19 protein-coding genes, 2 pseudogenes and 1 riboswitch are annotated in these 20,077 nt (G+C 74.0%); of the genes and pseudogenes, 9 read left to right on the top strand and 12 right to left on the bottom strand.

What is annotated here, in order from left to right; translation table 11 throughout:
- Positions 1 to 13 precede the first annotated feature (13 nt).
- A pseudogene (locus tag ACFV9M_RS17765) lies at positions 14 to 889 on the bottom strand (metallophosphoesterase); the annotation flags it as partial.
- A gap of 93 nt (positions 890 to 982) precedes the next feature.
- Complete coding sequence (locus ACFV9M_RS17760; RefSeq protein ID WP_385063974.1) at positions 983 to 1,222, bottom strand: SCO4848 family membrane protein; 240 nt, start codon at positions 1,220 to 1,222, stop codon at positions 983 to 985.
- A gap of 91 nt (positions 1,223 to 1,313) precedes the next feature.
- Between ACFV9M_RS17760 and ACFV9M_RS17755 the strand changes: the two genes are divergently transcribed.
- Complete coding sequence (locus ACFV9M_RS17755; protein WP_385063973.1) at positions 1,314 to 2,609, top strand: D-alanyl-D-alanine carboxypeptidase family protein; 1,296 nt, start codon at positions 1,314 to 1,316, stop codon at positions 2,607 to 2,609.
- Here the strand turns inward: ACFV9M_RS17755 and ACFV9M_RS17750 are convergent.
- The 4 genes and pseudogenes from ACFV9M_RS17750 to ACFV9M_RS17735 form a co-directional block, all read right to left on the bottom strand.
- Positions 2,563 to 3,477 (bottom strand): YihY/virulence factor BrkB family protein, encoded by a 915-nt coding sequence (locus ACFV9M_RS17750; protein WP_385063971.1) that lies wholly within the window; start codon positions 3,475 to 3,477, stop codon positions 2,563 to 2,565. The genes ACFV9M_RS17755 and ACFV9M_RS17750 overlap by 47 nt on opposite strands.
- Positions 3,465 to 3,957, bottom strand: a pseudogene (locus ACFV9M_RS17745) (GtrA family protein). Before ACFV9M_RS17745 ends, ACFV9M_RS17750 begins: the two are co-directional and overlap by 13 nt.
- Positions 3,918 to 4,955, bottom strand: coding sequence for a decaprenyl-phosphate phosphoribosyltransferase (locus ACFV9M_RS17740; RefSeq protein ID WP_385063970.1), 1,038 nt, complete (start codon positions 4,953 to 4,955; stop codon positions 3,918 to 3,920). Before ACFV9M_RS17740 ends, ACFV9M_RS17745 begins: the two are co-directional and overlap by 40 nt.
- Positions 4,952 to 5,494, bottom strand: coding sequence for a phosphatase PAP2 family protein (locus tag ACFV9M_RS17735; protein ID WP_385063968.1), 543 nt, complete (start codon positions 5,492 to 5,494; stop codon positions 4,952 to 4,954). Before ACFV9M_RS17735 ends, ACFV9M_RS17740 begins: the two co-directional genes overlap by 4 nt.
- Before the next feature lie 133 nt (positions 5,495 to 5,627).
- On the opposite strand from ACFV9M_RS17735, the gene ACFV9M_RS17730 reads away from it, so the two are divergent.
- Positions 5,628 to 7,013: an FAD-binding protein gene (locus ACFV9M_RS17730; RefSeq protein WP_385063966.1), complete on the top strand. Its 1,386-nt coding sequence runs from the start codon at positions 5,628 to 5,630 to the stop codon at positions 7,011 to 7,013.
- Between the two features lie 16 nt (positions 7,014 to 7,029).
- Positions 7,030 to 7,785 (top strand): decaprenylphospho-beta-D-erythro-pentofuranosid-2-ulose 2-reductase, encoded by a 756-nt coding sequence (locus ACFV9M_RS17725; RefSeq protein ID WP_385063964.1) that lies wholly within the window; start codon positions 7,030 to 7,032, stop codon positions 7,783 to 7,785.
- 52 nt (positions 7,786 to 7,837) lie between these two features.
- On the opposite strand, the gene ACFV9M_RS17720 is transcribed toward ACFV9M_RS17725, so the two are convergent.
- The 6 genes from ACFV9M_RS17720 to ACFV9M_RS17695 all read right to left on the bottom strand — a co-directional run bounded on the left by ACFV9M_RS17720 (position 7,838) and on the right by ACFV9M_RS17695 (position 14,560).
- The gene (locus ACFV9M_RS17720) at positions 7,838 to 8,416 is read right to left on the bottom strand and encodes a 2'-5' RNA ligase family protein (protein ID WP_385063962.1); all 579 of its coding nucleotides are present in this window, start codon (positions 8,414 to 8,416) and stop codon (positions 7,838 to 7,840) included.
- Positions 8,417 to 8,587: 171 nt separating this feature from the next.
- Positions 8,588 to 9,601 carry a tryptophan--tRNA ligase gene (gene trpS, locus ACFV9M_RS17715; protein WP_385063960.1) on the bottom strand — a complete coding sequence of 338 codons (1,014 nt, stop codon included), beginning with the start codon at positions 9,599 to 9,601 and terminating at the stop codon, positions 8,588 to 8,590.
- Positions 9,602 to 9,701: 100 nt separating this feature from the next.
- Positions 9,702 to 11,153 (bottom strand): glycine hydroxymethyltransferase, encoded by a 1,452-nt coding sequence (locus ACFV9M_RS17710; protein WP_385064166.1) that lies wholly within the window; start codon positions 11,151 to 11,153, stop codon positions 9,702 to 9,704.
- A 44-nt stretch (positions 11,154 to 11,197) separates the two neighbouring features.
- Positions 11,198 to 11,284: riboswitch (ZMP/ZTP riboswitch) on the bottom strand.
- 56 nt (positions 11,285 to 11,340) lie between these two features.
- Positions 11,341 to 12,525: a glutathionylspermidine synthase family protein gene (locus ACFV9M_RS17705; RefSeq protein ID WP_385063958.1), complete on the bottom strand. Its 1,185-nt coding sequence runs from the start codon at positions 12,523 to 12,525 to the stop codon at positions 11,341 to 11,343.
- 33 nt (positions 12,526 to 12,558) lie between these two features.
- Entirely contained in the window at positions 12,559 to 12,924 is a 366-nt protein-coding gene (locus ACFV9M_RS17700) for a hypothetical protein (protein WP_385063957.1), read from the bottom strand.
- A gap of 214 nt (positions 12,925 to 13,138) precedes the next feature.
- Entirely contained in the window at positions 13,139 to 14,560 is a 1,422-nt protein-coding gene (locus tag ACFV9M_RS17695; protein ID WP_385063956.1) for a PLP-dependent aminotransferase family protein, read from the bottom strand.
- Positions 14,561 to 14,607: 47 nt separating this feature from the next.
- Between ACFV9M_RS17695 and ACFV9M_RS17690 the strand changes: the two genes are divergently transcribed.
- From ACFV9M_RS17690 to ACFV9M_RS17665, 6 genes are all read left to right on the top strand, one after another.
- Positions 14,608 to 15,117, top strand: a complete 510-nt coding sequence (locus tag ACFV9M_RS17690; RefSeq protein WP_385063954.1) for a carboxymuconolactone decarboxylase family protein — start codon at positions 14,608 to 14,610, stop codon at positions 15,115 to 15,117.
- 109 nt (positions 15,118 to 15,226) lie between these two features.
- Positions 15,227 to 15,676: a carboxymuconolactone decarboxylase family protein gene (locus ACFV9M_RS17685; protein ID WP_385063952.1), complete on the top strand. Its 450-nt coding sequence runs from the start codon at positions 15,227 to 15,229 to the stop codon at positions 15,674 to 15,676.
- Complete coding sequence (locus ACFV9M_RS17680; RefSeq protein WP_385063950.1) at positions 15,673 to 16,389, top strand: isocitrate lyase/phosphoenolpyruvate mutase family protein; 717 nt, start codon at positions 15,673 to 15,675, stop codon at positions 16,387 to 16,389. Before ACFV9M_RS17685 ends, ACFV9M_RS17680 begins: the two co-directional genes overlap by 4 nt.
- Before the next feature lie 122 nt (positions 16,390 to 16,511).
- The gene (locus ACFV9M_RS17675) at positions 16,512 to 16,889 is read left to right on the top strand and encodes a CU044_2847 family protein (protein WP_385063948.1); all 378 of its coding nucleotides are present in this window, start codon (positions 16,512 to 16,514) and stop codon (positions 16,887 to 16,889) included.
- A gap of 3 nt (positions 16,890 to 16,892) precedes the next feature.
- Positions 16,893 to 19,106, top strand: coding sequence for a trypsin-like peptidase domain-containing protein (locus ACFV9M_RS17670; protein WP_385063946.1), 2,214 nt, complete (start codon positions 16,893 to 16,895; stop codon positions 19,104 to 19,106).
- Positions 19,103 to 20,053 carry an AAA family ATPase gene (locus ACFV9M_RS17665; RefSeq protein ID WP_385063944.1) on the top strand — a complete coding sequence of 317 codons (951 nt, stop codon included), beginning with the start codon at positions 19,103 to 19,105 and terminating at the stop codon, positions 20,051 to 20,053. The genes ACFV9M_RS17670 and ACFV9M_RS17665 overlap by 4 nt, the downstream gene beginning before the upstream one ends.
- Positions 20,054 to 20,077: the final 24 nt, after the last annotated feature.

Here is a 20,077-nt window from a genome sequence, read left to right as displayed (position 1 = left end):
ATGTCTTAGGTTGGTTCCCGGTGACGAAGAAGCTGCCGTGGCGCGCCTTCAGCCCCGCGAGCGGGGCCGCCGCCGGGCCCAGGTCCTTCACGCTGCCGTCGACCAGGTCGCCCACGACGGCGATCAGGTCGGGCTGGGTGCCGTTGATCGTGTCGACGACCCGCTGGGCGAAGCCCCGGCCGAGGACCGGGCCCAGGTGGATGTCGCTGACGACGGCGATCCGGTAGCCGTGCGCCGCGCGCGGCAGCTTGGCCAGCGGGACCGTGACCCGCTTCACCGTCGGCCCGTCGAGGACGCCGTACGTGCCGTACCCGACCGTCCCGACGGCGGCCGCGGCCGCGGCGCCGCCGAGCACGCGCGAGACGAACAGACGGCGGGAGGGCGCGGAGACGAGCAGGGGGGACGGGGTGGCGGGGGAACCGTCAGGGGTGGCGGGGGAACCGTCAGGGGTGCCGGCGGAGGACTCGGCCGGGGCGTCGGCGGAGCGGCCGGCCCGCGCCGGCGCGGGCCGCTTCTCGCTCGGCGCGCCGCCCCCCGGGACCGGCCTCGGGTGGGACACGGCCGCCGCGGCGGGCCCGCGCCGCTCCAGGTACCGCCGCAGCAGCGGGCGGACGGCCTCTCCCACGACCACCGCCAGCAGCAGGTAGATCGACAGCGCCAGCCACAGGAAGCCGGGCCAGGCCAGGACGCGCTGGAGCCAGAAGGGGGCGCCGGTGCGCTCGGCGACCAGGGCGCCGACGGCCAGCGCCCACCCGCCCGCGATCAGCACCGCGCCGCCGCGCCGCACCCACCCGGGAGCGCGGGTGGTGTCGCGGAACAGGCGGCGCCACAGGTACCAGTTGGCCGTCACCAGGACGGCCAGGGCGAGCAGCACGAAAAGGATGGCCACGGTGTCGTAATCCCCGCTGTCGGCTCGGGCGTCCGCGAACGGCGTCCGGCGGTCGGGCCGGTGCGCCGGGCGCCGGAGCGCCGGGACGGTCGGTTATCGCGTTCGGCGCAGGGCGCGCAGTCCGCGCAACCCGATGACCCCGATGACCGTCCCCAGTACGAAGGAGACGACGGCGAGTGTCAGGTGGACCCAGAAGTACGCCGTGGGGTCGCCGTCGTCGAAGGCGAGCCCGCTGCTGTCCTTGATCAGGTTTTTGACGAAAGTGACCCAGATGACCCAGCTCCACACCCCGAAGGCGAGCAGGAACCAGGACACCGGGCGGCTGAGCTTCATGCGTCCAGTATCGCCGCCCGGTGTCCGGTTCCGCGCCGGGGGTGGGGAGGGGGATGGGACTTCCCGGCGCCCGCCAGGTACGTTCTCCGTCGTGCCCGCTCCTTTGAAGCAGACCGTCAGGCGTGCCCTGCTGGTCACCTCCGCGACCCTCGCGTCCCTCGCGCTGACCGCGCCCGTGTCCCTGGCGGCCCCGAGCCCCTCACCGTCGGCGTCCGCCTCGGCGTCGGCCACTCCCCCGGCGGACATGTCCACCGTCGGCGGTGAACGCCTCGGGCGGGCCGGGACGCAGGTGGACCTCGCGGGCGGCGCTCCGGTGCTGCCCAAGGACCTGACGGCCCGGTCGTGGATCGTCGCGGACGCCGAGTCCGGCGAGGTGCTCGCCGCCCACAACGCGCACTGGCGGCTGCCCCCGGCGAGCACCCTGAAGATGCTCTTCGCCGACACCGTGCTGCCGAACTTCCCGAGCACCACGCAGTACAAGGTGCAGGCGAAGGACCTGGAGGGCATCGGCTCCGGCTCCAGCCTGGTCGGCATAAAGGAGAACGAGACGTACACCGTGCGCGACCTGTGGCTCGGGGTCTTCCTGCGCTCCGGCAACGACGCCGTGCACGTGCTGTCGTCGATGAACGGCGGCGTCGACAAGACGGTCGCGGAGATGAACGCGCACGCCGAGGAGCTCCAGGCCCTCGACACCCACGCGGTCTCCCCCGACGGCTACGACGCCTCCGGCCAGGTCTCCTCGGCGTACGACCTGACGCTGATCGCCCGCTCCGGGCTCCAGAAGAAGGACTTCCGGGAGTACTGCTCGACGGTGACGGCGAAGTTCCCGGGTGCGACGACGAAGAACAAGAAGGGCAAGACGGTCCGCGAGACCTTCGAGATCCAGAACACCAACCGGCTCCTGAGCGGCGACTACGACATAAGCCAGTACGAGGGCATCGCCGGTGTGAAGAACGGCAACACCACCAACGCGGGCGCCACCTTCACCGGCGTCGCCGAGCGCGACGGCCGGGTGCTGCTGGTCACGGTGATGAACCCGGAGAAGACGGACCACAACGAGGTCTACAAGGAGACGGCCGCCCTGTTCGACTGGGGCTTCCAGGCCGCCGGCAAGGTGGAGCCGGTGGGCGAGCTGGTGGCGCCGAAGGGCACCGCCCAGGCCGGCGCGGAGCCCGGCGCGAGCGCCTCGGGCACGGCGGGCGGCGCGTCCGGCGGCACCGGGAACGTGTCGGGCAAGCCCGTGGCGAGCGCGGTGCCCGCGGGCGGCTCCGGCGGCATGGGCGTCGCGCTGGCCGTCACCGGCGGTCTGCTGGTGCTGCTGGCGGGCGCCGCGTTCCTGGTCAACCGCCGCTGGCCGCTGCCGGATCTGGTGCGCCGTCGCCGCTGACGCCGGTGTCCCGCGTCTCCGCCGCGCTGCCCGTCGCCGTCCAGGCGGCGCAGAACAGGACCAGCTTCGCGGTGAAGTTGATCCACAGCAGCAGGGCGATGGGCACCCCGAACGCTCCGTACATGCTCTTCGCGGCGACGCCCTGGAGGTAACCGCTGAGCAGCAGTTTCAGCAGTTCGAAGCCGACCGCGCCGGTCAGCGCCGCCACCACCAGGCGGCGCCGCCGGGGCTCGACGCCGGGCAGCAGGGTCAGGACGTAGAGGAGCAGCAGGAAGTCGGCGAGGACGGCGACGGCGAAGGCGGCGGCCCGCAGCAGCACCCCGCCCCAGCCGCCCTCGTCGATGCCGAGCTGCCGGGTGATCCAGCCGACCATCGCGGAGGCGACGGTGGAGGTGGCGAGGGTGACGAGGACGGCGCCGCCGAGTCCGATCAGGACGCCGAGGTCCTTGGCCTTGCGCAGGACCGGGTTGTCCTCGTCGTCGGGCAGCTCCCACACCGCGCGCAGGCACTCGCGCGTCGCGCCCGCCCAGCCGACGCCGGTGAACAGCAGGGCGGCGCCGGCGATCAGGCCGACGGTGCCGGCGTTCTGCACCAGGGCGTCGATGTCGAGCTGGTCGGAGATGCCGGGCACCTGCTCGGCGAGCCGGTCCTCCAGGGTGTGCTGCTGGTCGCGGCCGAACGCGGCGGCGGCGATCGCGGCGGCCACGGTCAGCAGCGGGAAGAGCGCGATGAAACTGGTGAACGTCATCGCCGCGGCCAGCCGCGTCCACTTCACGCGGTCCAGCCGCTCGAACGACCGCCACGCGTGCGTGGCCGTCAGGCGGGTGACGAGCGGCCCGATCCCGGGGAGCCTTTTCAGCCAGTCCATGATCCGACCCCGCCCTCGTCAGTTCCGCCCCGTGCTCCGGCCCGCGCCGAACACCCATGTCCGTGTACCCCAGAACCGCAGGACGGTCGCCAGCGCCATGCCGACGCCGGCCCCGGAGACGGTGTCCGCGCGGCGCGAGGTGAGGCCGAGACCATAGTGGCTGACGGCGAGGCAGAGGAGCTGGACGAGGGCGCCGGCGAGGTTCACCGCGAGGAACACGGCGTAGGGGCGCGGGCCCGTCACGCGCGCGTGCCGGTACGGGCCGAGGGCGTTGCCCGCGTAGGCGACCGTGCAGCCGGCCAGGAAGGAGAGGGCCTTGGCGGTGAGCGGGTCGAGGCCGGCCGGGCCGCGCAGGTGGGTGAAGAGGGCGAGGTCGGCGGCGTAGGCGAGGAGGCCGACGGCGGCGAAGCCGAGCAGCTCGCCGCGTCGCGGTACCGTGTTCACCAATTGGCCACCGCCAGCCCGTACATGGCGGCCCAGGCCGCTCCGATCAGGGTGAGGGCGCGGTCGCCGAGGACGACCTCCTCGGGTTCGCCGGCGGTGCCGCGGTCGGCGAAGACGGCGTAGCGCAGGACGGCGAGGATGAAGGCGACCACCGACAGCTGGCGCCAGGGCAGCACGCCCGTGTGCGGGACGCCGCCCTCCTCCAGGGCCCACAGGCAGTAGCCGAGGACGGCGACCCCGGCGGCCAGTTGCCAGACGAAGCGCAGGTAGCCGGTGGTGTACTCGGTGAGCAGCGCGCGCGTGGCGCCCTCCTTCCCGGCCATCTGCACGGCCTCGGAGTAGCGCTTGGCCGACACCATGAACAGCGCCCCGAACCCGGTGGTGATCAGGAACCAGCGCGAGAGCGGGATGCCGAGCGCGAGCCCGCCGACCATGGCCCGCATCAGGAAGCCGGTCGTGACGACGACGAGGTCGACGACCAGGACGTGCTTGAGGCTGACGCAGTACGCCAGTTGCATGGCGAGGTACGCCGCCAGGAGGGCCGCGACCGGGGGCGAGGCCAGCCAGGCCGCGGTGGCCGGCGCGAGGACCGCGAGGGCGCCTCCCACGGCGTGGGCGAGGGGCACCGGTACCTGGCCCGCGGCGACCGGGCGGTGCCGTTTGACGGGGTGGGCGCGGTCGGCGTCGGCGTCCCGGGCGTCGTTGATCAGGTAGACGGCGGCGGCGCAGGCGGTGAACAGGGCGAAGACGAGGGCCAGTTCGGTGAGGGCGGGCCAGGAGAAGAGCCGGCCGGCGGCCGCGGGGGCGGCCACGACGAGGGTGTTCTTGACCCACTGCTTGGGGCGGGCGGTGCGCAGGAGGCCGGAGAGGAGGGAGCCGGCGCGGGCGGGGAAGGGGGTGCGGGCGGGGAAGGGAGTGCCGGCGGGACAGGGGTCGGTGAGGGGGGTGTCGGCGAGGGAGGGGTCGGCGAGGGGGGTCTTGGCGAGGGAGGAGTCGGCGAGGGGGGTCTTGGTGAAGGGCGCGGCCTCTGTCATGCCCCGCCTCCTCGCACACCGTGTGCGCCCGCGTGCATCCAGCGGGCTCCCGCGCGCGCCGCGAGGGCCCCGAGGGCCGCGCCCGCCGCCACGTCGGAGGGGTAGTGGACGCCGACGACCAGGCGGGACAGGCACACCGCGGCGGCGAGCGGAGCGACGGCGTACGCGCCGAGCGCGCCGTACGCGACGGCGGCGGCCGCCGCCGAGGTGGCGTGCGAGCTGGGGAAGGAGTGCCGGCCGGCGGTGCGCACCAGGGGCTCGACATGCGCCGGACGCGGACGGCGGACGATCCGCTTCACGACCGTACTGGCGAGGTGCGCGCCCGCGGTGAGGGCGGTGGCGCGCAGCCAGGCGCCGCGCCGGGAGCCGTCCACGGCGGCGCCCACCAGTCCCCCCGCGAGCCACAGGGCGCCGTGCTCGCCCGCCCAGGACAGGGCGCGCGCGGCCCCCGCCACGCGCGGATCCGCACCACGCGCGCGGAGCGCCGCGAGGATGCGGTGGTCGAAGTCCTCCGGGATGTCATCCGTGTGGTGGTCCATGGGGACTCACTGTTCATGCCGACCCCGCCGGAACTCCGGCAATATTGGGCGACATACCATTAATCACCCATTTTGGGGAGGGAGCGAATGTTTCATAACTGACTGCTCTCAAAGGGGCGATACGGTCGCCGACATGCCTGTCGAGACCGTTTCCGACGCCCCTTCCCGGACCGTCCCCGTCACGGGATGGGGCCGCACCGCCCCCACCGCCGCCCGTCTGGTCCGCCCCCGGACGTACGAGGAGGCCGTGGCCGCCGTCCGGGACTGCGGGGCGCGCGGCGGCATCGCCCGGGGCCTGGGGCGGGCGTACGGGGACGCGGCGCAGAACGCGGGCGGGGCCGTGCTCGACATGACGGGCCTGGACCGGATCCACGCCGTCGACGTCGCCGGCGGGACCGTCCGGTGCGACGCGGGCGTCTCCCTGCACCGCCTCATGGAGGTGCTGCTGCCGCTCGGCTGGTTCGTGCCGGTGACCCCCGGCACCCGCTACGTGACCGTGGGCGGCGCGATCGGCGCCGACATCCACGGCAAGAACCACCACGTGTCCGGCTCCTTCTGCCGCCACGTCCTGTCTCTGGAGCTGCTCACCGCCGACGGCTCGGTCCGCACGGTCGCCCACGGCACGCCCCTGTTCGACGCGACCGCCGGCGGCATGGGCCTGACCGGGGTCGTCCTCACGGCCACCATCCGCCTCCAGCCGGTCGAGACGACGTTCATGAGCGTCGACACCGAGCGGGCGAGCGACCTCGACGACCTGATGGCCCGGCTGACGGCCACCGACCACGGCTACCGCTACTCGGTCGCCTGGATCGACCTCCTCGCGCGCGGAGCGGCCACCGGACGCGCCGTCCTGACCCGCGGCGACCACGCCCCCCTCTCCGCACTGCCCGCCCGCGCCCGCCGGGCCCCGCTCTCCTTCCGCCCCTCCCGGTTCCCGCCCGCCCCCGCATTCGTCCCGGAGGGGCTGCCGGAGGGGCTGCTCACCCGCCGCACCGTGGGACTGTTCAACGAGTTCTGGTACCGCAAGGCCCCCCGCGCGCGGACCGGCGAACTCCAGCGGCTCTCCGCCTTCTTCCACCCCCTCGACGGCGTCCCCCACTGGAACCGCGTCTACGGCCGCGGCGGCTTCGTGCAGTACCAGTTCGTCGTCGGGCACGGCGAGGAGGACACCGTGCGCAAGATCGTGCGCCGCCTCTCGCGCCGCGGCTGCCCGTCCTTCCTGGCCGTCCTCAAACGCTTCGGCGAGGCCGACCCCGGCTGGCTCTCCTTCCCCCGGCCCGGCTGGACCCTCGCCCTGGACGTCCCGGCCGGGCTGCCCCGCCTCGCCGCCCTCCTCGACCAGTTGGACGAGCAGGTCGCCTCGGCCGGCGGACGGGTCTACCTCGCCAAGGACTCCCGGCTGCGGCCGGACGTGCTCGACGCCATGTACCCGAGGCTGGGCGACTTCCGCGCCCTGCGCGCGGAGCTGGACCCGCGCGGGGTGTTCGTCTCCGACCTCGCCCGCCGTCTCTCCCTCTGAATCCCCAGGAGCTGTCGTGAAGGACGCCTTCGGCCTCCCCCAGTCCCTCCTCGTCCTCGGCGGCACGTCCGAGATCGCGATGGCCACCGCGCGCCGCCTGATCGCCCGCCGCACCACCACGGTCTGGCTGGCCGGACGCCCGTCGACCGCCCTGGAGCAGTCGGCGGCCGAACTGCGCGACCTCTGCGCCGAGGTGCGCACCGTCGCCTTCGACGCGCTCGATCCCGAGTCCCACGAGGCCGTGCTCGGCAAGGTCTTCGCCGAGGGCGACGTCGACATGGTCCTGCTCGCCTTCGGCGTCCTCGGCGAGCAGGCCCGCGACGAGCGCGATCCGGTGGCCGCCGCGCGCGTCGCGCAGACCAACTACACGGGCGCCGTCTCGTCCTGCCTGGTTGCCGCCCGCGCCCTCCAGGCCCAGGGCCACGGCTCGCTGGTCGTGCTCTCCTCCGTCGCCGGCGAACGCGCCCGCCGCACCAACTTCATCTACGGCTCCAGCAAGGCCGGCCTGGACGCCTTCGCGCAGGGCCTCGGCGACGCGCTGCACGGCACGGGCGTCCACGTCATGGTCGTCCGCCCCGGGTTCGTCCGCTCCCGGATGACCGCCGGGCTGGACGAGACCCCGCTGGCGACCACCCCCGAGGCGGTCGCCACGGCCGTCGAGCTGGGGCTGCGGCGGCGCTCGGAGACGGTGTGGGTGCCGGGGGTGCTCCGGGCGGTGATGTCGGTGCTGCGGCACGTCCCGCGCGGGGTGTTCCGCCGGCTGCCCCTGTAGGCCCTGTCAGGCCCTGTCAGGGCCTGTCAGGGACTGTCAGGGCCTGTCGGGGTTACCGGGCGGGCAGGGAGTCGCGGTCCGTGCAGGCCGCCTGCGCGGGCACCACCGGCCCGCCGAAGGCGTACTCGCGCAGCTTGCGCCACACCCCGTCGGCGCCCTGCTCGTACAGGGCGAAGCCGGTGCAGGACCACTCGGCCTCGTAGGCGGCGAGCTCCTCGAACGCGCGGTCCATCGCCGCCTCGTCGATGCCGTGCGCCACGGTGACGTGCGGGTGGTAGGGGAACTGGAGCTCGCGGGCGACGGGCCCCGCCGGGTCCCGGACCTGCTGCTGGAGCCAGGCGCAGGCCTCGGCGCCCTCGACGACCCGGACGTACACCACCGGCGACAGGGGCCGGAAGGTGCCCGTGCCGGACAGGCGCATCGGGAACGGCCGGCCCGCCCCGGCGACGGAGGTGAGGTGCGCCTCCACGGCCGGCAGCACGGTGTCCTCGACCTCCGTCGGCGGCAGCAGCGTGACGTGCGTGGGGATGCCGTGAGCCGCGGCGTCGCCGAAGCCCGCGCGCCGCTCCTGGAGCAGGCGGCCGTGGGGCTCCGGGACCGAGATCGACACTCCGATCGTTACGGTCCCCACGTCGTCTCCTGTCGTCGTGCCGGATGTGCTGCCGGGTTCATGGCCCGTCGTCGAGGGCCGTGGTCGGCCGCACGGCTATCGACTGTACGGCCACGGCTGTGCTGTGGGCAGGCGCAGCGGAAGTGATGTGCAGCGCTCTGCCCGGCGCGCCCTGTGTGCGGTGGTGCGCCCTCAGTGCTTGGCGGGCAGGAAGCCGACCCGCTCGTATACCTGGGAGAGGGTCTCCGCGGCCACGGCGCGCGCCTTCTCGGCCCCTTTGGCCAGGATCGAGTCCAGCGTCTCGGGGTCGTCGAGGTACTGCTGGGTGCGGTCCCGGAACGGGGTCACGAAGTCGACGACGACCTCGGCGAGGTCCGTCTTGAGCGCGCCGTAGAGCTTGCCCTCGTACCGCTGCTCCAGCTCGGGGATGCTCGCGCCGGTCAGCGTGGAGTAGATGGTGAGCAGGTTGCTCACGCCCGGCTTGTTCTCGGTGTCGTAGCGGACGACCGTGTCGGTGTCGGTGACCGCGCTCTTGACCTTCTTCGCGGTGGCCTTCGGCTCGTCGAGGAGGTTGATGAGGCCCTTCGGCGTGGACGCCGACTTGCTCATCTTGATCGACGGCTCCTGGAGGTCGTAGATCTTCGCCGTCTCCTTGAGGATGTACGGCTTCGGGATCGTGAAGGTCTCGCCGAAGCGGCCGTTGAAGCGCTCGGCGAGGTCGCGGGTGAGCTCGATGTGCTGGCGCTGGTCCTCGCCGACCGGGACCTCGTTCGCCTGGTAGAGCAGGATGTCCGCGACCTGGAGGATCGGGTAGGTGAACAGGCCGACGCTCGCGCGGTCGGCGCCCTGCTTGGCGGACTTGTCCTTGAACTGGGTCATGCGGGACGCCTCGCCGAAGCCGGTCAGGCAGTTCATGACCCAGGCGAGCTGCGCGTGCTCGGGGACGTGGCTCTGGACGAAGAGCGTGCAGCGCTCCGGGTCGAGGCCGGCCGCGAGGAGCTGCGCGGCGGCCAGCCGGGTGTTCGCCGTGAGCTCCTTCGGATCCTGCGGGACCGTGATCGCGTGCAGGTCGACGACCATGTAGAAGGCGTCGTGGGACTCCTGGAGGGCCACCCACTGGCGGACGGCGCCGAGGTAGTTGCCGAGGTGGAACGAGCCTGCGGTGGGCTGGATTCCGGAGAGCACACGAGGTCGGTCATTCGCCATGCTCACCATTCTCTCAGAGAGACGGGGGGCTTCCGTGCGGGGGGAACCGCGGATCGCGGTGAGCCGATCGCGCAGTTCCCCGCGCCCCCTGCGGGGCGCTTCAGCCCAGGTCGATCTCCGGGTACAGCGGGAAGCCCGCGACCAGGTCCGTCGCCCGCTGGGAGATCTCCTCCGCCACCTTCGCGTCCAGGACGTGGGCGGCCTTGCTCGGGGCGCCCGACTTGGTGGTGCCCGGCTCGGTGGTCGTGAGGACGCGGTCGATCAGGCCCGCCACCTCGTCCATCTCCGCCGTGCCCAGGCCACGGGTGGTGAGCGCCGGGGTGCCGACGCGGATGCCGGAGGTGTACCAGGCGCCGTTGGGGTCGGCGGGGATGGCGTTGCGGTTGGTGACGATGCCGGAGTCCAGCAGCGCCGCCTCGGCCTGGCGTCCGGTGAGGCCGTAGGAGGTGGCGACGTCGATCAGGTTGAGGTGGTTGTCCGTGCCGCCGGTCACCAGGGTGGCGCCGCGGCGCGTCAGGCCCTCCGCGAGGGCGCGGGAGTTGTCGACGATGCGCTGGGCGTAGTCCTGGAAGGCGGGCCGGCGGGCCTCGGCCAGGGCGACGGCCTTGGCGGCCATGACGTGCGGGAGCGGGCCGCCGAGGACCATCGGGCAGCCGCGGTCCACCTGGTCCTTGAGGGAGTCGTCGCACAGGACCATGCCGCCGCGCGGGCCGCGCAGCGACTTGTGGGTGGTGGTCGTCACGATCTGGGCGTGCGGGACCGGGTCGAAGTCGCCGGTGAGGACCTTGCCCGCGACCAGGCCCGCGAAGTGGGCCATGTCGACCATGAGGGTGGCGCCGACCTCGTCGGCGATCTCCCGCATGACGCGGAAGTTCACCAGGCGGGGGTAGGCGGAGTAACCGGCGACGATGATCAGCGGCTTGAACTCGCGGGCGGACGCGCGCAGGGCCTCGTAGTCGATCAGGCCGGTCGCCGGGTCGGTGCCGTAGGAGCGCTGGTCGAACATCTTGCCGGAGATGTTCGGGCGGAACCCGTGGGTGAGGTGGCCGCCGGCGTCCAGGGACATGCCGAGCATGCGCTGGTTGCCGAAGGCCTGCCGCAGCTCGGCCCAGTCGGCCTCGGAGAGCTCGTTGACCTGGCGGACGCCGGCCTTCTCCAGGGCGGGGGCCTCCACGCGCTGGGCGAGGACGGCCCAGAAGGCGACGAGGTTGGCGTCGATGCCGGAGTGCGGCTGGACGTAGGCGTGGCGGGCGCCGAAGAGCTCCTTGGCGTGCTCGGCGGCGAGGGACTCGACGGTGTCGACGTTGCGGCAGCCGGCGTAGAAGCGGCGGCCGACGGTGCCCTCGGCGTACTTGTCGCTGAACCAGTTGCCCATCGCCAGCAGGGTGGCCGGGGAGGCGTAGTTCTCGGAGGCGATCAGCTTGAGCATCTCGCGCTGGTCGGCGACCTCCTGGCCGATGGCGTCGGCGACCCGCGGCTCGACCGCGCGGATCACGTCCAGGGCGGCGCGGAAGGCGGTGGACTCGGTGGAGAGGGGCTGCTGCTCGGGCATGTCGTCGGCCTCCGGTGGCGTGGCGTGCGAGCGGTCACGGTTCTCGGTCTGGCCCAGGCGCACGGCACTGTTACGTCAGGCCGCTCCCCGATGGTCCGTCCCATCCCAGCGCGCCAGTCACGGCCTGCTCGAAAGCCTACCGGGCGGGCCGCCGGGAACCCGTGCCACGTCCGCCAGACGAGACCCTCTAGAGGATCACGTGGGGCAGGAAGCGGGCGTACTCGTCCGTGATCAGACCGGAGGACTCGCGGATGCCGAGACCGGCGGACTCGTCCCCGACGACCCAGGCGCCGAGGACGACGTGGTTGCCGTCGAAGGCGGGCAGGGGCGCGAGCTCCTGGTAGCAGCAGGACTCCTCGCGGACGACGGGGTCGGCGCCGGGCGGGTGGACGGTGATGCCCGCGCCCTCGCGGCCGAGGAGGGGCTTGGCGACGTAGCCGGTGGTGGCGGCGAGGTCGCGGGGGCCGTCCAGATGGGCGGGGAGCAGGTTGGGGTGGCCGGGGTACAGCTCCCACAGGATCGCCAGCAGGGCCTTGTTGCTGAGCAGCATCTTCCACGCGGGCTCGATCCACAGGGTGGTGCCCGTGCCGCCGCCGTTGTCGACCGTGTCGAGGACATGGCCGGCGAAGCGGTCGGTGGTGAGCCACTCCCAGGGGTAGAGCTTGAAGCAGCTGCGGATGAATCGGAGCCGGTGGTCGACGAAGCGGCCGGAGAGGGGGTCCCAGCCGATGTCCTCCATGGGGATCCAGGCGGTGTCCAGGCCGGCCTGTTCCGCGGTCTCCTTCAGGTAGGCGACCGTCATCAGGTCCTCGCCGAGTTCGTCGGCAGCGGAGTGCGCGAAGTACAGGGGGGAGCCGGGCGGGAGGAGGGGGGCCTGCTCGCGCCAGGCGTCGACGAGGCGTTCGTGGAGGGAGTTCCACTGGTCGGCGCCCGGGAACCGTTCCTCCATCCAGAACCACTGGGGGCTCGCGGCCTCGACGAGGGAGGTGGGGGTGTCGGCGTTGTACTCCAGCAGCCTGGCCGGGCCGGTGCCGTCGTAGTGGAGGTCGAAGCGGCCGTACACGGAGGGCAGTTCGGCGCGGCGGTGCCAGGCCTCGGTGACCATGGCGGCGACCCGCGGGTCGGTGATGCCGAGGTCGGCGAGCCGGCCGGTGTCCACCAGGTGGGCGGCCGCGGCGAGGCACATGCGGTGCAGTTCCTCGACGGTCTCCTCCAGCGCCTCGACCTCGTCGAGGGTGAGGACGTAGTAGGCGCTCTCGTCCCAGTAGGGGCGCAGGGTGCCGTCGGGGTGGCGGGTGAGGGGGTAGACGAGGCCCTGTTCCTCGACGGTCCGCTGCCAGCCGGGGCGGGGGTCGATGGTGCGGCGTTCCATGGCGTGCGTGCGCGTGCGTTCCGGTGGTCCCGCTCAGCCGCCGCTGCCGCTGCCGGAGCCCGAGCAGCCGAAGCCGCCGCGGTCGACGGCCTCGCTGCGGCTGAAGGTGCCGTAGTCGGCGTAGCCGGAGCTGACGTCGGCGTCGTAGTACCAGGCGGCGTCCATCTGCCTGCCGGTGCCGGTGGTGGTCTTCTTGCGGGCGCTGCCGGACGAACCGGAGGCGGACGACGAGCAGTTCTTGTCGGCGACGACCTTGTAGCCGTAGACGTAGTCGTAGCTGTCGCGGTCCACGCACCGGCGGTCGGGGTCGGAGCCGCAGGAGGTGAGGGCCGCCGCGACGACGCCCATGCCGCCGAGCACGACCGTGCTGGAACGCAGCCGCCTGTGTGTGTCCGCCATGTGCTGTCTCCCCGTTGCCGCGGCCCGGCGCTCCCTCCGGGCCTCTTTCCGCCGGTCAGCCTAGAGATCGTCGGGAGGGCGCGTGCGCGGGGCCCCGGGGCGGGCCGCTCGCCCGCGGACCGTTCGCGCGGTTTGCGGGGGTGTGCGTCGCCCGGCGGGTGCCGGCGCGTCCGCCGGGCGTCGGGGGGGCGGACGGCGATGCGACCGAGAGGGCCTACGGCAGCACCCGGCACAGCGCGGCCAGCGCGCCCGCCCAGGCGTGGTCCGGCGGTGTCCCGTACCCGACGACCAGGGCGTCCAGCGGGTCCGCCACGGCTGCCTCGTGGCGGAAGCAGGACAGTCCGTACAGGGCGAGGCCCTGCCAGGTGGCAGCCCTGACCACCGACCGCTCGGTGCCGGGCGGCAGGTTCACCACGGCGTGCAGTCCGGCCGCGATGCCGGTCACCCGGGCGCCGGGGGAAGCGGTGGCGAGGGCCGTGACCAGGGCGTCCCTGCGGCGGCGGTAGCGCAGACGAGCGGAGCGCACCTGGCGGTCGTAGGCGCCGGAGGCGATGAACTCGGCGAGGGTCAGCTGGTCCAGCACCCCGCAGGTGTCGGAGGCGCCCTTCGCGGCGGCGGCCTCCTCGGCGAGGCCGGGCGGCAGCACCGCCCAGGCGAGCCGCAGACCGGGGGCGAGGGACTTGCTGGCGGTGCCCAGGTAGACCACGCGGTCGGGGTCGAGTCCCTGGAGGGCGCCGACGGGCTGGCGGTCGTAGCGGAACTCGCCGTCGTAGTCGTCCTCCAGGACCAGGCCGCCGGTGCGGCGCGCCCAGTCCACGACGGCCGCCCGCCGGTCGCGGTGCAGGGGCACGCCCATCGGGAACTGGTGGGCGGGGGTGAGCAGAACGGCGCCCTCGTCGGTCAGCGGCGCGGGGTCGGTGCCGAGGCCGTCGAAGGGGAGGGGCCGGGTGCGCAGGCCGGCCGCCGTCAGGAGCCTCTCGTGCTGGTCGAGGCGGTACGACTCGACGGCGACCGCACGGACCCCGCGCGCCCGCAGGACCGCGCCGAGCACCTGGAGCGCGTGCACGAACCCGGCGACGACGAGGACGCGTCCGGGGTCGGTGCGCACGCCCCGGGCGCGGGCGAGGTAACCGGCGAGCGCGGTGCGCAGTTCGACGCGGCCGCGGGGATCGCCGTAGCCGAGGGCGTCGTGGGGGGCGGCGGTGACGGCGCGGCGGGCGGCCTTGAGCCACTCCGCGCGCGGGAAGGACGCGAGGTCGGGCGTGCCGGGGCGCAGGTCGTACGCCGGGCGGTGGCGCTCGCGGCGCGGGGAGGACGTCGCGCCGGTGGACGGCACGCCCGTCCTCCCCCGCCGCCCGGTGGGTACGGCGGGGATCCCCTCCGCGACCCGGGTGCCCGAGCCCTGCCGGGCGGTGAGCCAGCCCTCGGCGACCAGGTCGGCGTACGCCTCGGCGACCGTGTTGCGGGCGATGCCGAGGTCGGCGGCGAGCGTCCGGGAGGAGGGCAGCCGGGTGCCGGGGGCCAGCCGGCCGCCGCGGACCGCCTCGCGCAGGGCGTCGGTCAGGCCCCGGCGCAGGCCGGGACCGGCCGGTTCGAGATGCAGGTCGACACCCAGAGTGGCCCATGGTTTCGCCATGGAAATGGACCATACCCGTGGGCTGCCTCGCTCCTAGGGTCGACGGCATGACGACAAACGACGCCACGGCGACGGCCGTGGAGTACGCCCCCGAGCACACCCCCCGCCTCGCCTGGGCCGAGCTGGCCCCCGACGTCTTCAAGGCGATGATCCGGCTCGACGCCGCCGCCCGGAAGGGCGTCGACCCCACGCTGCTGGAGCTGGTGAAGATCCGCGCCTCGCAGCTCAACCACTGCGCGCTCTGCCTCGACATGCACAGCAAGGACGCGCTCGCGGCGGGCGAGAGCGTCGAGCGGATCGTCCAGCTCGGCGCGTGGGAGGAGTCGGAGCACTTCTACACGGAGAAGGAACTGGCCGCGCTGGCGCTGACGGAGGCGGTGACCGTCCTCACGGACGGGTTCGTGCCGGACGAGGTGTACGCGAGGGCGGCGAAGCACTTCGAGGACGCCGAGCTGGCGCAGCTGATCGCCGCGATCACGGTGATCAACGCGTGGAACCGGTTCGGCGTGACCTGCCGGCTGGTGCCGGGTCACTACGAGCCGGGGCAGCACAAGTGACCGGGGCGGCGCAGGTGACCGAGGCGGCGCAGGTGACGGGAGCGGCACAGGTGACGGGAACGGCGCGGGCGCAGGTGACGGGAGCGACACAGGTGACGGGAGCGACACGGTGACGGGAGCGCGTACCGCGCCGCTGGACCGGGCCGTCGGGCAGGCCCTGTCCGCGCTCAGCGCCGCCGCGAAGAAGGGGCTCGGTGACCCGGCGCTCGCCGAGCTCGTCGTGATCCGGGCCTCGCAGCTCAACCACTGCGCGTTCTGCCTCGACATGCACCTCGCCGTCGCCCGGGAGCACGGCGTCGCCGAGAAGAAGCTCGACCTGCTGAGCGCCTGGGAGGAGGCCGGGAACGCCTACGACGAGCGGGAGCGGGCCGCGCTGGCGCTCACGGAGGCGGTTACCGTCCTCACGGACGGTTTCGTGCCGGACGAGGTGTACGCGAGGGCGGCGAAGCACTTCGACGACGTCCGGCTCGCCCACCTCGTCGCACTGATCACCGCCATCAACAACTGGAACCGGGTGATGGTCACCCGCCGGATCCCGCCAGGAGGTTACCGGCCGTGAACAAGGTCGAGACGTTCCGCGCCCTGCACCGCCGCCCCGCCCCCGAGGACCCCCTGATCCTGCCGGGCCCGTGGGACGCCGCCAGTGCCCGGGTCCTCGCCGACGCCGGATTCCCGGCGCTGGCCAGCCCGAGCGCCGGGGTGGCCGCCGCCCTCGGGTACGAGGACGGCCGGACTCCCGCACAGGAGATGTTCGCGGCGGTCGCGCGGATCACCCGGGCCGTGGACGTGCCGGTGTCGGCGGACGTCGAGGACGGCTACGGCCTGCCGCCGAAGGAGCTGGTCGAGCGGCTGCTGGAGGCGGGCGCGGTGGGCTGCAACCTGGAGGACTCGCACCGGGGTGTCCTCAAGGACCCGCGGGCCCACGCCGACTGGCTCGCCGAGGTGCGGTCGGCGGCGGCCGACCAGCTGTTCGTGAACGCCCGCGTCGACACCTTCGTCCTGGGGGTCGCCGATCCCGACCGGGCCGTCGAACGGGCCGCGCTGTACGTCGCCGCCGGCGCCGACTGCGTGTACCCGATCGGCGCGCCGGCCGCCGTGCTGCCGCTGCTGCGGGCCGGGATCGAGGGGCCGGTCAACGTGTTCGCCAAGGTCGGCGAGGGCCCCTCACCGGCCGAACTCGGCGGGCTCGGGGCCACCCGTGTCACGTTCGGCCCCGGGTTGCAGCACCGGGCGGCCGCCGCCCTCGGGGAGATCGCCGGGCGGCTGAGGTAGCGGGGCGCCCAGGCCGTGTGCGGGACGCGGCCGGGGTCCGGGCCCCCGCCCGGTCACCGGTGGCCGGTACGTTTTGGTGCGAAAACCTGGTACGTGCCCGCTCTGTCGATCAGAATGCTGTCGTGTCCACCTCGATCAACACAGCGTTAGACGACGGCACTCCCGTCAGATTCCTCCTCGGGCCCGCCGCGGGTGTTCCCGCGGTGAGCGCCGACGACGACCGTCCCGCGGGAATGGGCCGGGCGGTGCCGGTGGGGGCGGGTGGCGCGGCCGTCGCCAATCTCGCCGCCGGGGCGCTGCGCGGGGCGCTGCGACCGCTCGGGCCGCTGCTCCAGGAGGTGCACGACTCCGTGCGGGGCGTGCCGGATCCGCCGGACGAACTGAGCGTCACCTTCGGGGTGCAGGTCGGGCAGGACCTCAAGCTGGGGATCGTCGGCGGGAACGGGCAGGCGCACCTCACGGTCACCGCCACGTGGAAACCGGCGACCGGCGCGGAGTGATCCGTGGGCTGGTTCACGTCCGTAGGCCGTCCCGACGGCGCCGAGTCGGGCCCGTGCGTCGCGTCCGTACGGCGGTCCGCCGACGGCGGGACGGCGGGCGGGGCGGTCGTCCTCGCCGTCGACACCCTGCTGACCTGCGCGCACGTCGTGAACGTGGCGCTGGGCAGGGGCATGTTCGAGTCCCGGGTGCCGCGGCTCGACGATGTGCTGGTCGACCTCCGGGGGCCGTGGCGCGACGAACGGTTCCCCGCGCGCGTGGTGCACTGGATCCCGCCCCGCGCGCCGGACGGCGGACCCGTGCGCGCCGGCGACGACGAGTGGCTCGGCGACCTGGCGGTGCTGCGGGTGGACGCCCCGCCCGGCGGCGTGCCCGCCCCGCACCGCCGTACCGCCATGGCACCGGGGCAGACGGTGCGTGCCTGGCACGGCAGCGGGCGCGGCGCGACCTTCGCCGATCTGCGGGTCGCCGCGCTGGACGGGCCGATCGGCTACCTCGACGGCAAGAGCACCGGCATGGCGGTCGGCCCCGGCTACAGCGGCGGACCGCTGTGGTCGGAGGAGGAGGGGGCCGTCGTGGGGCTGGTCGCGGCGCACTTCATGCCGGAGTGCGGCCCCGGCGGGGACCCGGTCCCGTACAGTCCGCAGCATCTGATCCGGCGCAGCTGGGGCATCCCCTGGCAGCGGGTGGAGGCCGAGCTGCGTCCGCTGGGCGTGCTGGACGCGGACGACGCCGCCGGGCCGGAGGATCCCGACGACCCCGCCCACGGCATGCTCGTCACGGCGATCCGCAACGCGCTGCCGTCGCCGTACACCCTCGGTGACACCGCCCGGCAGCTCGCCCACGCCTGCGGGGTCGCGCCGGGCAGCCCGGTGACGCCTCCGACGGTGGAGGAGTTCGCCGCCTTCCTCCTCCACCAGCCCCGCGCCCTGGCCGCCTTCGCGGAGATCCTGCGGCCCCGCGACCCCCGGGCCGCCGACCGCGCCCTGGTCGCCGGACGGCTGTCCGCCACCCCGCTGCTGCTGTCGCCGCGTGAGCACCGGCGGCTGCACCAACTGCTGCGCCGGGTCGAACGGCCGGTGCTCACCCGGGTCCCGGAAGCGGTCCGCGAGGCCACCAAGCGGGTCGCCGCACCGTACGACGGGGAGACCCTGGACGTGCTCCTCGACCGTCTGGAGACCCTGCCCGGCGACGGCCACTCCGACGACGGCGGCCCCCGGGTGCCCGTGCTGCTCCGGGTCGTCGAGTACGTCGCCGCGCTGTGCCCCGCGCCCCGGCAGGCGGACCTGCGGCTGTGGTCGGACGGTGTAGCGGGGCGGCTCGGCATCCCGCTGGCCGCCCTGCGCGAGCGGCGCTCCGACGCCCAGGAGTGGGCCCGGACGCTGCGGGCCGGGGACCGGCGGGTGCGGGTGCTCGCCCGGGTGACGCGCGCCGGGCGGGGCCGCCACCGGCTGCGGGTGTGGTGCGACGAGGGCACCGGGCCCCGGCAGGTGTCCACCGACAGCTCCGCCACCTACTCGGCGTCCCAGGCGGCGCGCGAACTGCTGCGCGTCCTGGAGACCCTCGCGCCCGGTGCGTCGGAGGCCGGCCGGCCGCTCGTGGAGGTGCTGGTCGACCGGGCGGACCTCAACCTGCCGGTCGACGAGTGGGCCGCGCAGGCGCCCGGCGAGGTCGTACCGGGCGTCCTCGGCGTCGAGTTCCCCCTGGTCGTGCACTGCCCGGAACTCCTCCACCGGCACGAGCGCTTCCTCCCCGACTGGCGTGAACGCTGGAGGCAGCTCGACTCGGGCGAGACGCTGGTGGTGTCCGACCCGGCCCAGGACCCGCACCAGGTCTACTACGAGCTGATGGGCCGGCTGGACACGGTCCGCGTCTCCGTCGACGTCCCCCCGGGCCCGCGCGACGCCATCGTTCAGATCTGTCTCGCGGTGGGCATACCGGTCGTGGTGTGGGACCGCGGAGGCGACAAGTCGCCGTCCACGGTGTCATCCCCGGCGGCCTCCCCCGCGTCTTCCCCTACGACGTCCTCGTCGTCGCACGTCGTCCGGCACATGGCGCAGGTCGCCACCCGTGAACTGCCCGACGGAGTCCGCGTCTACCGGGCCAACGCCCGGGGGACACGCGCTCCGGAATTCCCCGGCCGCCCGGTCCTCGCCTGGGCGGACGCCGACCGCACGGTGCCCCGGCTGCACCTGACCGAGCCCCAGGAGGGCGCATGACCTCCGTACCCGAGGCCGACTGGCGCCTCTTCCGCGGCGACGGCGTCCCGCGCGCCGTCGACCTGCCCTCGGCACCGCCGTGGCGGCGGTTCAGCCCCGCCCCGGCCGTCCGGTCCGAACTGCCCTATCTGATCGAGCCGCAGCACGCCGACGTCGTCAACGCGGCCCTCCATCTGCGCCGCCCCCTGCTGGTCACCGGTCCGGCCGGCACCGGCAAGTCGTCCCTGGCCCGCGCCGTCGCCCACGAACTGCGCCTCGGCGCGCTGCTGCGCTGGTCCATCAACAGCCGCTCCACGGTCAAGGAGGCGCTCTACCAGTACGACGCGATCGGACGGCTGCGCGAGACGACGCTCAGCCGCGACCGGGGCGAGGGAGAGCCGTCGATCGGGACGTTCATCCGGCTCGGCCCGCTCGGCACCGCCCTGGTGCCGTCCGCCGCGCCCCGCGCCCTGCTCGTCGACGAGATGGACAAGGGCGACGTCGACCTGCCCAACGACCTGCTGACCGTCTTCGAGGAGGGCTACTTCGACATCCCCGAACTGACCCGGCTGCCCGAGGACATGGCGGACGTCGACGTGCGGACCGCCGACCACCGCGGGACGGTGACCGTGCACCAGGGGCGCGTGCAGTGCGCCGAGTTCCCGGTGGTCGTCATCACCAGCAACGGCGAGCGCGACTTCCCGCCCGCCTTCCTCCGGCGCTGCGTCCGCCTCGACCTGCCGGTGCCGGACGAGACACGGCTGCGGGCCATCGTCACCGCCCACCTCGGCGAGGAGGCGCTGCGCGACGCCGACGACCTGATCGACGCGTTCCTGCGCCGCCGCGCCCCCGGCGAACTCGCCACCGACCAGCTCCTCAACGCCGTCTTCCTGCGCACCGGCGGCGTCGACCTGGACGCCGAGGGCCTGCTGGACGCCGTGCTGCACCAGCTCACCGGGGCCATGTGACGCCATGAACGGGGGGACGGGGCA

This window comes from Streptomyces sp. NPDC059895, from assembly GCF_042731035.1.
GTDB lineage: Bacteria > Actinomycetota > Actinomycetes > Streptomycetales > Streptomycetaceae > Streptomyces.
The sequence above is the reverse complement of the archived record's forward strand: the minus strand, read 5'-3'. Positions and strand labels throughout refer to the sequence as shown.

Bases quoted from the DNA above. Each gene is read 5' to 3' on its own strand.
- ACFV9M_RS17705 (WP_385063958.1), bottom strand. From the start codon at position 12,525: ATGGAACGCCGCACCATCGACCCCCGCCCCGGCTGGCAGCGGACCGTC.
- ACFV9M_RS17665 (WP_385063944.1), top strand. From the start codon at position 19,103: ATGACCTCCGTACCCGAGGCCGACTGGCGCCTCTTCCGCGGCGACGGC.
- ACFV9M_RS17730 (WP_385063966.1), top strand. From the start codon at position 5,628: ATGCCTGTCGAGACCGTTTCCGACGCCCCTTCCCGGACCGTCCCCGTC.
- trpS (WP_385063960.1), bottom strand. From the start codon at position 9,601: ATGGCGAATGACCGACCTCGTGTGCTCTCCGGAATCCAGCCCACCGCA.
- ACFV9M_RS17735 (WP_385063968.1), bottom strand. From the start codon at position 5,494: ATGGACCACCACACGGATGACATCCCGGAGGACTTCGACCACCGCATC.
- ACFV9M_RS17700 (WP_385063957.1), bottom strand. From the start codon at position 12,924: ATGGCGGACACACACAGGCGGCTGCGTTCCAGCACGGTCGTGCTCGGC.
- ACFV9M_RS17760 (WP_385063974.1), bottom strand. From the start codon at position 1,222: ATGAAGCTCAGCCGCCCGGTGTCCTGGTTCCTGCTCGCCTTCGGGGTG.
- ACFV9M_RS17750 (WP_385063971.1), bottom strand. From the start codon at position 3,477: ATGGACTGGCTGAAAAGGCTCCCCGGGATCGGGCCGCTCGTCACCCGC.
- ACFV9M_RS17710 (WP_385064166.1), bottom strand. From the start codon at position 11,153: ATGCCCGAGCAGCAGCCCCTCTCCACCGAGTCCACCGCCTTCCGCGCC.
- ACFV9M_RS17695 (WP_385063956.1), bottom strand. From the start codon at position 14,560: ATGGCGAAACCATGGGCCACTCTGGGTGTCGACCTGCATCTCGAACCG.
- ACFV9M_RS17740 (WP_385063970.1), bottom strand. From the start codon at position 4,955: ATGACAGAGGCCGCGCCCTTCACCAAGACCCCCCTCGCCGACTCCTCC.
- ACFV9M_RS17690 (WP_385063954.1), top strand. From the start codon at position 14,608: ATGACGACAAACGACGCCACGGCGACGGCCGTGGAGTACGCCCCCGAG.